Here is a 14,735-nt window from a genome sequence, read left to right as displayed (position 1 = left end):
GGTTACGATGATATCAAGAGATCTGTTTACTCCTCAGGATCATGATTTTAAAAAGCCGGGATGCACTACATATTTCTTCTGTATTGACCACCCACTTCATAAAGCGCCTGGGAAATTTGTCCGAGTGAAGCAACTTTAACGGTCTCCATCATCTCTTCGAATAAATTTCCATTTTCACGGGCAACCTTCTTAAGGTTCTTAATTACCTGATCCGCGGAATCACTGTTTCGTTGATGGAATGCCTCAAGATTATCGATCTGTTGCTTCTTCTCTTCTTCTGTAGATCGTATCAGTTCAATTTCACGTTCATCCTCTCCTGTCTGAGTATCAGATTTGAACGTATTAACCCCAATTATCGGAAGTTCACCGGAATGTTTTTGGGATTCGTAGTATAGACTCTCTTCCTGTATTTTTCCGCGCTGATACATGCTCTCCATGGCACCCAATACACCACCGCGATCGGTAATCCGGTCAAATTCTGTCAGTATCGCTTCCTCAACGAGATCGGTAAGCTCTTCTATGATGTAAGATCCCTGAAGAGGATTCTCATTCTTGGTCATCCCCATCTCCTTGTTGATGATGAGCTGAATCGCCAGAGCTCTTCTTACAGAAGCTTCTGTAGGTGTGGTAATTGCCTCATCGTAAGCATTGGTATGAAGGGAGTTACAGTTGTCGTAAATCGCCATCAGAGCCTGCAGGGTGGTTCGAATATCATTGAACTGAATCTCCTGCGCATGAAGCGACCGTCCGCTTGTTTGAATATGATATTTGAGCTTTTGAGATCGTTCATTGGCTTCATATTTGTTCTTCATGGCGATGGCCCAAATTCTACGCGCCACACGCCCAATGACAGCATACTCAGGGTCCAATCCGTTACTGAAAAAGAATGAGAGATTGTGTGCAAAGTCATCTACGTCTAAGCCTCGTGACAGGTAGTACTCGACATAAGTAAACCCGTTTGCCAGTGTAAACGCTGCCTGTGTGATCGGATTTGCACCGGCTTCCGCAATATGGTAACCGGAAATGGAGACAGAGTAGTAGTTTCTAACCCGGTGCTCAGTGAAATACTTCTGGATGTCGCCCATCATCTTCAGGGCAAACTCAGTTGAGAAAATACATGTGTTTTGAGCCTGGTCTTCTTTTAGGATGTCGGCCTGAACCGTTCCTCGAACCACCTTCAGTGCTTGCTCTTTAATTTTATGATACGTTTCCTGATCCAAGAGCTGATCTCCGCTCACACCGAGTGTGCCAAGTCCGAAACCATTGCTGCTTGGTGGCAGTTCGCCCGCATACTGAGGTGCAGGCAATCCTTTCTTTTTATAGATCGACTCGATTTTTTTCCGGGCACTCTCCCACTCACCACTCTCTTTCAAGTACCGTTCCACCTCCTGATCGATAGCAGTATTCATAAACATCGCTAAAATCATTGGAGCCGGTCCGTTGATGGTCATCGACACAGAGGTGGTCGGTGCCGTCAGTTCAAAACCGGAATAGAGCTTTTTCATGTCGTCAAGTGTACAAATACTCACACCGGAATTACCAATTTTACCGTAAATATCAGGGCGATAAGCGGGATCTTCTCCATAAAGCGTCACGGAATCAAATGCAGTTGACAGACGCGCCGCCGGCATACCTTCGCTCACATAGTGGAAACGCTTGTTGGTTCGTTCAGGCGTTCCCTCTCCTGCAAACATACGGGTCGGATCTTCTCCCTCCCGCTTAAATGGAAACACACCTGCCGTGTATGGAAAATATCCGGGCAGATTCTCCTTCAGTGCAAACTTCAGCCTGTCGCCAAGATTTTGAGTTTTTGGCATGGAAATACGCGGAATCTTCGTACCGCTGAGCGATGTCCGGAATAATTGATTCTCAAATGTTTTATTTCTGATCTTCACCTTAAACGAATCCTGTCGATACTTATCAAAAAGCTCATCCCAGCCGTCCAGGATCTTTTGGGGAAGCGGATCGAGTTTCACCGACCAATGCTCCTCCATCTCCTCCAGCCGGGAGATCATTACTTCCTGATCCTCAGGTTTCCAGTTCTCTACCTGTTCGATGGTTCCCCGTACCTGGTCCAATTTGGATGCAATTTCAACCTGCTCTTCTGCCCACTGATGGTAGTTTTCTATGGTTTCGGTAATTTCTGAAAGATAACGCTGCCGTTTTCCCGGAATAACTGCTTGAGTGTGAAGATCCTCAGCAGGCTCAGCGTCTGTGTATAGTTCCGGTGTCCAGCCGATATTGAAATGGGTGTTGATACGATCCACGATGGCTGCAAACAGACGATGAACGCCTTCGTCATTAAACTGAGCGGCTATCGTTGGGTAAACCGGCATCTCTTTTGGATCGGTGTGGAATAATCCGCGATTTCTCTGAATCTGTTTACGGATATCACGAAGCGCATCCAGTGACCCTTTCTTTTCAAATTTGTTCAGAACTACAATTTCGGCAAGGTCCAGCATGTTGATTTTCTCAAGCTGGGTAGCTGCACCATATTCATGGGTCATCACATATAGCGGAATATCGCAGATATCCACTATCTCCGTATCGCTCTGCCCAATTCCGCTTGTTTCTACAATTATCAGATCAAAACCGGCAGTTTTGAATACCTCAATTGCCCCCCTTACAGAATCGCTGATCGCTTTGTTTGAAGCCCGGGTCGCCATGCTTCTCATGTAAACACGTGGTGTGTCAATGCTGTTCATTCGTATACGGTCACCCAGCAGTGCTCCACCCGTTCTCAGTTTGGAGGGATCAATAGAAATTACAGCAATCGTCAACTCCTGAAATTCCGTGATAAACCGGCGAATTATTTCGTCAGTAAGTGAACTTTTGCCTGCACCGCCGGTTCCGGTAATTCCAAGAACTGGAATGGTTTTCACTGAATGACTAACCTGATTACCTGCTATGTGCAATCCCTTTTCATCAAATGAGGCAACATTCGAACATCCATTTTCCAGGGCAGATATTGTTCGGGCGATTGCGTTTCGGTCCTGCTTACTTACCTTTTCCGGAACAACCGGGGCTGTTTCATTTGTGTCAAAATCACAAGCTTCCATCATATAGTTGATCATTCCCTGGAGCCCCATTTTACTGCCATCCTCAACAGAAAAAATTCGCTCAACTCCATAGTTATGGAGCTCATTAATCTCACGGTCTACAATAACACCGCCACCGCCTCCAAAAACTTTGATGTGAGATGCATCGTTCTCCTTGAGCAGATCTACCATATATTTAAAATACTCCACATGACCGCCCTGGTACGAACTGATCGCAATCCCCTGAGCATCCTCCTGAATTGCACAGTTCACAATTTCGTGCACCGAACGGTTGTGTCCCAAATGGATCACCTCGGCACCGGTTCCCTGCAAAATCCGCCGCATGATGTTAATACTGGCATCATGTCCATCAAACAGGCTGGCAGCCGTTACAAATCGCACCTTATGCTTCGGTTGATATTTTTTCGGTGTGGAACCTTGTTTGGTTGATGATTTAGTTTTAGAGCTTTTTTCTGCAACAGTACCTTTCGACATAAATTTCGTCTATGCTAATTCAAATTCTTGTTGATGGAAGCGATTCCAAAGATAGGAAATTCGATTGAAAAACTTTATTACACTTCAGTAGATGAACGTTTAAAAGCTGTAAATCATACGATTCGATCTCATACCATTTATAAGCTGCTTAGATATGCTAAGACTCCTCTTTTGATGTAGGTTCGTTCAAGTAGCTGATTGTACGCTGAGGGAATGGAATCACGATCCCCTCTTGATCAAAACGTTTTTTAATGCTCTCGAGCACATCACACTGTAATGTAAATGCATCGGGAGCATCTTTTGCCCAGGCCCACCCTCTCAATGTAACCGATGAATCCATCAATCCGGTTAACCGAACCAATACCCTTGGAGCTCCATTTTCAATATCTTCCGGCTTTCTTACATCCATACTCAATGGATGATTCTCAACCTCTTCAGCAATGATTTTCTTTGCAAGGTCAATATCTGACCCATAACTAATACCAACATCAATTAAACGGCAGATTTTTGAATCACTGAAATTGGAATTAATCAAAACTTCATTACTGATCACGGAGTTGGGAATGATGATTCGCTGATTCTCAAAATTACGAATTACGGTGTGCCGAAGACTAATGTCTTCAACTACCCCCCGGAGATCCGTTCTTAGTGTAATTCGATCATTGATGACGTATGGTTTATAAATGACAATAAACAAACCGCTGATGATATTTCCCAATGCCTGTTGCGATGCAAAACCAACCGCAATGGCCAATATACCGGCACCGGCTACCATTGATTGAGCAATATTCTCAAGTGTTGGAATGTTCCAAATTGCAAAACTAAAACCAATCAGGTAGATGATTGTGGAGAGAGAGTGCTCTATAAACTTGTAGTTCGTGAGATTTTCATCTTCGGTTGTATTATTGATTACAAATTTTTTGAACAGACGTTTGGATAGTTTTGCTACAAAAATTGTAACAATTAGAATTATAGTCACCCGAATGGGCATGGCGTATTGGGTTACTAGGTCTGAAAAATACTCTACCATTATTCTATGTCATTTAGATTAAGTGAATCGGGCTCAATGGACTGTAAATCTGTTGATAGGTTGGGGAAACGTAAGGAAACCTCAGACGCGAATCCCTCCCGAACGGGAATGGATCGTCGGATAATATATGGCTCCGGTTTTCGATAAGGATCCACACTGCCGGTATCCCAGCGTCCATTATCATTCTCATCCAGGTATAGCCTGGCAACATATTCGAGCGGGGGAAGGTTCTCAATTTCTATCTTCTGCCCGGTAAATGTTGTATCCACAACTACGCTCTCATCCCGGTCATGAACTGTAAGCCTTTTTGGTAGATCGGGCTCTCCGTTTTCCACAGTAATTTCAATGCTACCGAGCTGATTTCTCTGCCAAATCTCCGGGTTGATCCGAAGATATTCTGATTCCCACGGATCCCATACTCTCATTTCATACCTCAATCCCGCCTCCCATACGCTGTCTTTCGGAGATATACGCAAAATATGCCGATCGATTTCAAAAGCGGGCCACTCTTCAAACATTTGATCTCCCTCAAACACCAGGAGAGAATCTACAATTGTATTCTCATCTATAAACTTAGAGTATGTTACTTCCAGCGATTCAAAAGGAAACAGACCGTTTCGAGCGTTATGAGAAATTGGGCGGAGAGCCGTTGTGTCCGGCTCCGATGACCCGGTAAACGGTTCAATATTTGACTCCAAAGAGTTCCCTGCTCGATCTCTAAAACGAACAGGATTAACATTATACGTTCCCTCCTCTGTTAACGGATCATCACTTTGGGAGAATAGTACATTTGGGTCACTTTCGTCTTTATAAAGCGGGTATGCCCGGGTTATTTCATTTTCCAATGTATCAACAACCGAGATGTAAGCATTAGAACTCCACTGCACCTCTTCATTTATACGCAAACGGAGCCTGCGCTCAGAAAGTAATCCAATTCCTTCAAGTACAGGTGCGGTTGTGTCAGGAACAGAAGTATAGAGAGTGCCAAGATCAAACTCTCCATTCTGTTCAAGTTCAAACAACTCAACAGAAAACGGTTGTGCTGCCTCACGTCCTCTCTCCCATATCCTGTTGCGGTTTACATCGTTGATCCAAATAGCGCGGTAGGATCCGCCACTCAGATAGCCGAACTCTGCTACACCGGCTGTATCGGTTTGAGCGACATAGTTCGCCCGTGATGAAAAATCTGCCGGTTCCCGGTAAAGATAGACGCGGCGCCCGCTCTCAGTTTCACCTGTTTCTGCATCGATAATTCTTGCGGTTACCCTCCCTTCATCCAACACATCACCGGTAGAGAGCGCCAGATCAAAAGAGCTATTCATTTTATTGCGATCGGTATCGGTTACATCCACGCCAAGTTTTACGACTATGGTGGTGTTATCCGGCAGGTCTGAATCGAACGAAACAATGGCGGTTTTTCGCCTGAAATTAACTTCAAAAGGTATGGCGAGATCCGGTTCGATACTTACATTCTGGCGAACCGAATTTCTGTCAACGAATTTGTCAAATGTAAATCGAACTTCGTCTCCACGGAAATTTGTTGTTCCGGTTGCCGGAGTTGTTTCAATCACTTCCGGTCCTGTACGGTCGGGGGGGCCGCCTGTCGGAGCAATGGGTGTAGCACAGCTCATAGCAATGAATACTGTTATAAAAGAGATCAACACATACACTGTACGTCTGCCGTTACCGCTACATCTTTCTCGATATTGCTCTGTTATCATGCTAAATGAGTTGCTACATTCATGGAGGTGCAAATATATAGAATTTGTGATTCGATTCGTATCTGAACTGCTGATTTTCTTTCGGTAAGATATTCGATCGGATGATCGTGAGATTATGAAACGAATTTTTGACCTCTACATTCAATCAAGCCTGCATGTAGCCCTTGCCGTGGCTTCATTTACGGGGTTGACATATCTTCATTTCGGTCTTCCATTTAATCTTAGGATGATCACACTTTCCTTTTTGGGAACGGTAGCAGGTTATAATTTCATCAAATTTGGTCATCTGGTTCGTAGAGTTCTAATCTCGCCAAAGGTTGAACAAATAATTATAGCAGGCATCACTTTAATCTCAGTATTGGCATCGCTTCTGTTGGTCACAGACCTCCGGCTACCTTCATTAAGCCTGTTATTTCTGCTTGGGTTGATTGTACTGTTCTACCCTCACTCCTTCTTCGCTTCAAAACGAAATCTGAGAAGAATTACAGGTTTCAAAATTGTGGCCATCTCGATTGTTTGGTCAGGGTTTTCTGTGCTGTTACCCGCCATTGAAGCTAATGTCCGGCTTGATACAGTTCTGTTAAGCGAATTCATTCAGCGATGTCTGTTTGTGATCCTGCTGACTCTCCCGTTCGACCTCCGTGATTTACGAGCAGACTATGGAGAAGTTAAAACGATACCCTCACTGATCGGTATCCATCAAACTAAACGATTGAGCATCGTCATCTCGGCGGTAATTATCATTATGGCGTTGTGTATGCCTTCAAAAGAGTTCCCCATGTTAATGGCTCAACTTTTCGTTTTGATATTGCTTGTTGCAGCCATATTGCGTTTACCGATCTATCAAGCCAACTACTTCGCCTCCTTCTGGATAGAGTCGATTCCTATTCTGTGGTTTATTGTTTCTCTGATGCTCTTTTCAGTATAAATACTTTTTTATGATTGGCCTTCACTTCCCTATTTTTAGTCCACATTTAAACATCGTAAGAATTTAACTATGTATATCAACAAACCCGCGTCTTACACTGATTACTACGAGCTCACGATGGCGCAGGGCTATTTTCTTTCCGGAATGCACAAAAAGACCGCCGGATTCGATTATTTCTTCAGAAATATCCCATTTAATGGCGGTTATGTTATTTTCGCAGGATTGAATGAGCTGGTAGAAACAATCCGGAATCTGACCTTCAGTGATGAAGAGATCGATTATTTTAGAAAAGAGGGATTTAAGGAGGAATTCCTGGAGTATCTGAAACATTTCACATTTACCGGAAATATCTATTCAGTTCGCGAGGGGGAAGTTGTTTTTCCTTCGGAGCCGATCCTTCGAGTAGAAGGAGATCTGCTTGAGACTCAGCTACTGGAAACTCTCTTGCTCAATATATTGAACTTTCAATCACTGATTGCCACCAAAGCCGCGAGGATAAAGCTCGCTGCCGGTGAAAATTCTGTCGTACTCGACTTTGGTCTTCGGCGTTCGCAGGGACTCGGCGGTATCCATGCTACCCGCGCAGCAATGATTGGCGGATTTGACGGCACTTCGAACGTCTATTCTGCCCAGCGCTTTAATGTGCCCGCAGGTGGAACCATGGCGCACTCATGGATACAATCCTTCGACTCCGAAATTGAAGCCTTCCGAACCTACTCCAACTACTACCCTGACGATACAACCTTGCTGGTGGATACATATGACACTCTTGATTCCGGTGTTCCCAACGCAATCAAAATTGCAAAGGAACTCGAAGTAAAGGGTCATAAACTGAAAGCGATTCGTTTAGACAGCGGCGATCTTGCCTACTTTTCCAAAAAGTCGCGAAAATTACTGGATGAAGCCGGACTAAACTACGTAAAAATTGCAGCTTCCAATCAACTTGATGAACGGGTAATACACAGTTTGCGCACTCAGTCAGCCCCAATCGATATTTATGGTGTGGGTACCCGGTTGGTTACAGGTCATACATCACCGGCACTTGATGGAGTTTATAAATTAAACTCTATCGATGGAGAGCCGAAGCTAAAAATTTCTGAGAATATTGAGAAGATCACCCTGCCCGGAAATAAGAAAGTGTTTCGGTATTTAAATGGAGATGGATCATTTTACGGAGATGCAATTCTATTTGATAATGAGGAAGTGATCGAACGAATGCATCACCCAACATTTCCGGCAAAGAAAAGCGACCTGACCAACAGAACGTATGAAGATCTGTTAAGTCCGGTCATTAAAAATGGAAATATTATTCAGGAACTCCCTGATGTTCAATCGATTGCAAAATACGCAAAAAAACGTCTTAAGTTACTGCAACCGGAATATAAACGCCTTGACAATCCTCACATCTATAAAGTAGGAATCAGTACCAAACTGATGGAAAAACGAGATATTCTGCTCAAATTTTTTAAATCATAACATACATGAAAGCACTTTTAGTTGTTGACATTCAGAACGATTTCTGCCCCGGTGGAGCTCTTGCGGTTCCAAACGGTGATTCTATCATCCCAACGGTTAACAGTCTGATTGAGAGGTTTGATACAGTAATACAAACTCAGGATTGGCATCCGGCAGATCACTCTTCATTTGCTTCAAACCATGAGAATAAAGAGCCATATGAAACCATTGAAGCAAGCTACGGAACACAGGTTCTCTGGCCCGATCACTGCGTTCAGGGAACGAAGGGAGCTGAATTTCATCCGGAACTGATTACAGATAAATCTCAAGTTATCATTCGGAAAGGGTTTCGCAGAGAGATTGACTCATACTCCACCTTTTTTGAAAATGATCAGAAAACACCGACCGGACTCAGTGGTTATCTAAAAGAGCGCGGAATTACAGATCTCTACACGGTGGGACTGGCAACGGATTTCTGTGTGAAATGGTCCGTTCTTGACGGTATTGATGAGGAATTTACCATGCATATTGTAGAAGATGCCGTCCGGGGAATTGATCTTAACGGATCTTTGCAACAAGCCTGGAAAGAGATGAATAAAAAAGGTGTAAAAATTGTGAAGGCAGCAGAAATTTTCGTGTAAATAACTTTGAATCTGCTGACTTAAACTCCTATCTTTTCAGTCTTCGATTTTTTGGAGAGATGCCAGAGTGGTCGAATGGGCTCGCCTGGAAAGCGAGTGTGCCCGCAAGGGTACCGAGGGTTCGAATCCCTCTCTCTCCGCACTTACGATATTGTTTAATTTTTACTTTCCTGATTCTCTCTTCTATCCTTCTTTAGTTTACAAGGGATGAGAAGCCTGCCCCGCCGAAGGGTAATTAAGCCGACAGGCGCAAATCGGGGAATCCCTCTCTCTCCTATTCAGAAGATCGCCTCTCATCAAATAAAGTTCTTCAATCCCCGATTGATCAGAATATCAATAATTAAATCTTTGACGAGTAAAGGCTTTTACAGGCTCCCCATCCTGCCGGGCCGGCCTAAATCGCCACTGCATCGCGGCTCTAAGAACAGCATCCATTAAGCCATACTGCACAAAAGGCAGCTCTTCATAACTGCCGTCATCTTTATAGAGCCGAATTTCCATAACACTTGCCTCTTCAACTCTCCCATCTCGATCTACTAAAAAATTTACGATCATCTCCAGCTTCCCTTTATATTCTGCCGGTACCTCTTCAGGAGCTGTGGCCTCAACAATACGTACTACCGTAGGTGGTATTTGAGGGTTAGCAACTATTCTCTCCTCATCCCCTGTATCCCCCGTGCCAAATCCATCTTCCAGTTCCGGCAGGTCGGGCAGATCCAGATCGAGTTCATTATCAAGCTCAACCTCGATAATCTCATCGGTTGGAATTGGAATCGGAATGATCGGTCTGGGTGGCGGTGGTGGCGAGGTGGCCTGACGTGTTACTTCAATCTCATCCAGAAAAACCTGCTCTTGAGGGGGAATTTCAAAATCAAGTGTTGGTATGTATTCTGTATCAGGCCAAAGCCTTATAGAAGCTATCAATAATAATTCTATAACTACAATGGCCAGCAGGTACCGGTTTCTGTAAACCGGTTCAGGCATTCGGCGATCTGTAGAATTACTGTTTGACAAACTTTCTCTGATCTGTTATCAAAAAACAAGAGATTGAAAATACAACTTTCGAAGCAGAAGGTGTGATTTAGGCAATAAGTTATTGAAGATTGATTAACGCCCTGCGAATAAAACCATTGTGCTTTTTCAGTTCGTCAACAGCCTGCTTCTGATTTAAGTCACCAAGTGCCATTAACAGAGCTGTTTTTACATGATAGTCTGCTTTTTCCAGATAGGAGGACGCTTCATCGTAGGATAGTTTTGCAAGCAACATAACAATTCGTTTGGCTCTCTCTTCGAGTTTTTTATTGGTGAGCTGTAAATCTACCATCACATTTTGATACACTTTACCGAGAAGAATCATAGCCCCGGTGGTGAACATATTGAGAACCATTTTTTGTGCAGTTGCACTTTTCATTCGGGTACTGCCCATAATTACTTCCGGTCCCACCGGTATATCAATCATGTGATCGACCTTTAAATCTACCTGATCGGCAGAAACAGTGGTTACGAAAATAGTTGGCGCTCCAATTTCAGCGGCGGCTTTAACAGCTCCATGTACATAGGGGGTGCGTCCGCTGGCTGCCAGCCCGACAACAATGTCATTCGAAGTTACACCGGCATTCATAATCTCTTTCCTGCCCTCCTCTTCACTATCCTCTGCACCCTCCTGCGCTACAAACATTGCCTCTTTACCACCGGCAATAAAACCTTGAACCGTTTCGGGTTTCGTACCAAATGTTGGCGGACATTCGGAAGCATCCAGTACGCCAAGTCTGCCACTTGTTCCCGCTCCGAAGTAGAGGAGCCTCCCGCCAGTTTTAAGTTTACTTACAATCGTATCGATTGCTGAGGCAATTTCATCCAAACGGGTTTCTACACTGTGAGCTACTTTTTTGTCCTCACTGTTGATAATTGAAACAATCTGCCTGGAGTCGGCCAGATCAATCTCTTCACTGGCCGGATTACGCTGTTCTGTTAGTAATTTTTCGAGCTGATTAAATAGAGACTGGTCTTTTTTCACAAACTACTTCGTTCTGTTTTTCCACCAATTGTCTGCCGGGGACTCTGCAGCAACGGCCGCTTTTCGATTGGTCTGATCTTTGTTTCCCCTTAATTTCAACAGTGAAGATACAACAGATATTACTTCCGGATTACTGTTTTTTTGAAGCTCATCAGCCACAGGTGTATAGTGATCCTGCACAAAGTGAGTATCGTATTTTCCACTGGTAAATGATTCGTGTTGCAGCGTAAACTTGCAGAACGGAATGGTTGTACGTACACCCGCAATTTCGTACTCATCCAGTGCACGCAGCATTCTTTTGATGGCAGATTTTCTGTCTGGTGCATGCGTACAGAGTTTGGAGATCATCGGATCGTAGTTGATGGTTACATCCTGTCCCTCTTCCACACCGGCATCAACCCTGATTCCGGGGCCGGAAGGCATACGGTGCTTTTTTAACAAGCCGGTACTGGGCAGAAAGTTATCCGATGGATCCTCCGCATAAACCCGGCATTCAATGGCGTGTCCGTTTGCTTCAATATCTTTTTGGGTAAACGGCAGACGTTCACCTTCAGCTATATCGATCTGCAGGGATACCAGATCGAGACCTGTAATTAATTCAGTAACCGGATGTTCCACCTGAAGGCGAGTATTCATCTCCAAAAAGTAAAAGTTGAGATGTTTATCGACCAAAAACTCAACCGTACCGGCTCCCACATATTTACAGGCTTTGGCTGCATTTACTGCGGCCTCTCCCATCTCCTTCCGAAGATCGGGCGTTAAAACAGAGGATGGAGCCTCTTCAATCACCTTTTGGTGCCGTCGCTGAACTGAGCATTCGCGTTCATAGAGATGAACCGTGTTCCCTTCCTTATCTGCCAAAACCTGAAACTCAATATGACGCGGTTCTTCAAGATATTTTTCGATATAAACCCTGTCATCTCCAAAGGCGTTCTTTGCTTCAGATTTTGCGGCCTTTACACTTTTGTCAAAATCAGCGGGATCGTGTACAATACGCATACCCTTACCCCCACCTCCGGCAGCAGCTTTAATCAACACCGGGTACCCAATCTCTTCAGCTATAGAACGAGCCTTGTCAATATCCTTCATAGCCGATTCTGTTCCGGGTGGATAAGGCACATTCGCTTTCGCCATCAATTCACGGGCCTTGGTTTTGTCTCCCATCAAATCGATTGCATCCGGTTCCGGCCCGATAAAAATTATCCCTTCGTCCTTACAGCGCTGTGCAAAACCTGCATTTTCGCTCAAAAATCCATACCCGGGATGTACGGCATCACAACCGGTCTCTTTAATGGCACGGATGATTTTGTCAACAACCAGATAACTTTCTGAAGATGCCGCTTCCCCGATAAAAACAGACTCATCAGCGGCCAAAACGTGAGGTGATGCAGCATCGGGGCGAGAATAGACCGCTACGGTTTGAATATTTTTTTCCTTACAACTTCGAATGACACGAAGGGCGATCTCCCCCCGGTTGGCGATCAGAACCTTTTTGATTTTAGGCATAGGGAATATTTAAAAGAGATTTTCTTTAAACATTGACGAAACCAATGTCCATGGATTGTTCGTTTCCTGATCCCAAACATAGTGTTCATGGTCTATAAATTTCAACCATAAGATTTCACTCATTTTCTCCGTCTCCTCCCGGTGCGGATCATTCAAATAGCTGAGCAGGCGTATATCAATCGTAGAAATATCTCTTAATATCTGCTGGTCGTGCAGATTGGGAATAAATTCAATAGGATTGTTGTAGTAACTATTATCATCTTTAAACCCATCCAGGTGTATATTGATGTCGTAATAGCCCGAAATAGCCAAAATCTTGTCTACCAACTGCGGATATTTTAGACCAAACACCATTGCATGGTATGCTCCCAAACCCGTGCCGGCTGTTATCACAAACGGATTTGAATTTTGCTCTTCAATAAAAGGCAGTACTTCATCCTTGATATACATCTGATACTGATTTTCGCGCATCACACGTGTGTAAGGATCTACATCACTGTTCAGAAAACTTTCGGAGTCAATACTGTCAACCAAAAAGAACTGATTGTACCCAAGTTCGATCTGCTCCTCAACATGATCCATAACGCCTTGATCTTCCCACTCAAAAAAGCGGCCATTTTCTGTTGGAAATATCAGGACCGGCGTCCCCTCTTTTCCAAATACAAGCATCTCCATCTCTCTGCCCAATGTAGGGCTTTTCCATTTTCTGTATTCTCGCTGCATAGCCTGTAAATTTCTATCTAATTGAAGTTTTCAGAGTTTGAAATCATCATCAACGGTATGAGAACAATCCGGTGTGAGATTTGCGGTGTACCATCCCGCGTGGTTTTGTTGAATAACAGAAAGATAGGAATTTTTCAGGCTCTTGTAAGCGCTTTTCCAATGAATAGTAAAAGAATTTGAGACTTACGCTGAACGGAGGGTATACATCACTTTTGGCACGATAGAAAGCTTTTCTGTTGAGTTGAGGTAGGCTCTTTTCTGATAGACATTGAAGTTATTCTCCTCAATCTTACCAAGAATTCGAGAGTAGTTTTCTCGCGCCAAACACACAGGCAGACGACTATCTCTGGATAGCATCGGGATTCCTTTATCGGCACTGTCGTAATAGCTCCGGGCACGGGAAATCTGGAATTTCATGAAATCAATAAAGTTTTCATTCAGAGAGTGATTGAAAAGATCACTTTCACTGAGTCCAAACTTTTTCAGTTCATCTTGTGGCAGGTAAATTCTATCGCGTTCCAGGTCTTCACCAACATCGCGTAAAATATTGGTTAGCTGCATGGCAATCCCAAGGTCAACCGCATGCTCTACAGCTTTGGGGTTATCGTATCCAAAAACTTCGCTGGTCATCAACCCAACAACCGAAGCTACTTTATAGGAGTAGTCATACAACTCGTCAAAATTGTCGTATCTACTCTTCGTTAAATCCATCATCACACCGTCCATAAGCTGAAGAGGCAAATCGAGAGGAATTTTATAAAGGTTGAGAGTGTCTGAGAACGCGATTAAAATCGGATCTTCCTGCGATTCTCCCCTATAGGTATCGATCAATCTGGTTTTAAACTCCTCCAATTTTTCCAGCACATCGAAAGGACTGATTTTCTCGTGCTTGATGAGATCTTCAGCTTCATCTACAAGATCATCGAGGTAGCGACATAATCCATAAATGGCGAAAATACTTCTCTGCTTATGGTTTGGCAAAAAACGAGTTGCCATATAAAACGTTTTTGCATGTACCCGGGTTATTGCCCTGCAGTGAGCATAGGCAGATCTGAGTTTGTCACTATCCAATTCTTGAATAACAGACTTATGAAAGTTCGTCCGTTCATAGATAGGGCGAATAAGAGAATAAGGATATTTAAGAAGTCCGGTCATCAGCCATTAATTATTTTATTCAGTAT

The 14,735-nt window shown here is 43.8% G+C and carries 11 protein-coding genes and 1 tRNA gene; 4 read left to right on the top strand and 8 right to left on the bottom strand.

Going from position 1 to position 14,735, the window contains the following annotated elements:
* Positions 1 to 65: 65 nt before the first annotated feature.
* From BG260_RS07495 to BG260_RS07485, 3 genes are all read right to left on the bottom strand, one after another.
* Positions 66 to 3,533: a methylmalonyl-CoA mutase family protein gene (locus tag BG260_RS07495; protein ID WP_083750163.1), complete on the bottom strand. Its 3,468-nt coding sequence runs from the start codon at positions 3,531 to 3,533 to the stop codon at positions 66 to 68.
* 157 nt (positions 3,534 to 3,690) lie between these two features.
* Positions 3,691 to 4,563: a mechanosensitive ion channel family protein gene (locus BG260_RS07490; RefSeq protein WP_069131346.1), complete on the bottom strand. Its 873-nt coding sequence runs from the start codon at positions 4,561 to 4,563 to the stop codon at positions 3,691 to 3,693.
* Positions 4,563 to 6,194: an Ig-like domain-containing protein gene (locus BG260_RS07485; RefSeq protein WP_069131345.1), complete on the bottom strand. Its 1,632-nt coding sequence runs from the start codon at positions 6,192 to 6,194 to the stop codon at positions 4,563 to 4,565. The genes BG260_RS07490 and BG260_RS07485 overlap by 1 nt, the downstream gene beginning before the upstream one ends.
* 205 nt (positions 6,195 to 6,399) lie before the next feature.
* Here BG260_RS07485 and BG260_RS07480 point away from each other — a divergent pair, with 205 nt between their 5' ends.
* From BG260_RS07480 to BG260_RS07465, 4 genes are all read left to right on the top strand, one after another.
* Entirely contained in the window at positions 6,400 to 7,212 is an 813-nt protein-coding gene (locus tag BG260_RS07480) for a hypothetical protein (protein ID WP_069131344.1), read from the top strand.
* 69 nt (positions 7,213 to 7,281) lie between these two features.
* Positions 7,282 to 8,688, top strand: a complete 1,407-nt coding sequence (locus BG260_RS07475; RefSeq protein WP_069131343.1) for a nicotinate phosphoribosyltransferase — start codon at positions 7,282 to 7,284, stop codon at positions 8,686 to 8,688.
* A 5-nt stretch (positions 8,689 to 8,693) separates the two neighbouring features.
* Complete coding sequence (pncA, locus tag BG260_RS07470; RefSeq protein ID WP_069131342.1) at positions 8,694 to 9,308, top strand: bifunctional nicotinamidase/pyrazinamidase; 615 nt, start codon at positions 8,694 to 8,696, stop codon at positions 9,306 to 9,308.
* A 53-nt stretch (positions 9,309 to 9,361) separates the two neighbouring features.
* A tRNA-Ser gene (locus BG260_RS07465) sits at positions 9,362 to 9,448 on the top strand.
* Between the two features lie 193 nt (positions 9,449 to 9,641).
* Here the strand turns inward: BG260_RS07465 and BG260_RS07460 are convergent.
* The 5 genes from BG260_RS07460 to BG260_RS07440 form a co-directional block, all read right to left on the bottom strand.
* Complete coding sequence (locus BG260_RS07460) at positions 9,642 to 10,322, bottom strand: energy transducer TonB (protein ID WP_141691538.1); 681 nt, start codon at positions 10,320 to 10,322, stop codon at positions 9,642 to 9,644.
* Between the two features lie 79 nt (positions 10,323 to 10,401).
* Positions 10,402 to 11,325, bottom strand: coding sequence for an N-acetylmuramic acid 6-phosphate etherase (gene murQ / locus BG260_RS07455; protein WP_069131340.1), 924 nt, complete (start codon positions 11,323 to 11,325; stop codon positions 10,402 to 10,404).
* Positions 11,326 to 11,328: 3 nt separating this feature from the next.
* On the bottom strand, positions 11,329 to 12,831 hold the full coding sequence (gene accC / locus BG260_RS07450) for an acetyl-CoA carboxylase biotin carboxylase subunit (RefSeq protein WP_069131339.1): 1,503 nt from the start codon (positions 12,829 to 12,831) through the stop codon (positions 11,329 to 11,331).
* Between the two features lie 9 nt (positions 12,832 to 12,840).
* Complete coding sequence (locus tag BG260_RS07445) at positions 12,841 to 13,554, bottom strand: alpha/beta hydrolase-fold protein (protein ID WP_069131338.1); 714 nt, start codon at positions 13,552 to 13,554, stop codon at positions 12,841 to 12,843.
* A gap of 183 nt (positions 13,555 to 13,737) precedes the next feature.
* Positions 13,738 to 14,709: a phytoene/squalene synthase family protein gene (locus BG260_RS07440; protein WP_083750161.1), complete on the bottom strand. Its 972-nt coding sequence runs from the start codon at positions 14,707 to 14,709 to the stop codon at positions 13,738 to 13,740.
* Between the last annotated feature and the right edge of the window lie 26 nt (positions 14,710 to 14,735).

Origin of the sequence: Rhodohalobacter halophilus, from assembly GCF_001715195.1 — a bacterium.
In the GTDB taxonomy this organism is placed as follows: domain Bacteria; phylum Bacteroidota; class Rhodothermia; order Balneolales; family Balneolaceae; genus Rhodohalobacter; species Rhodohalobacter halophilus.
Note: the sequence above shows the minus strand (reverse complement) of the source record. Positions and strands in the feature narration are given on the sequence as shown.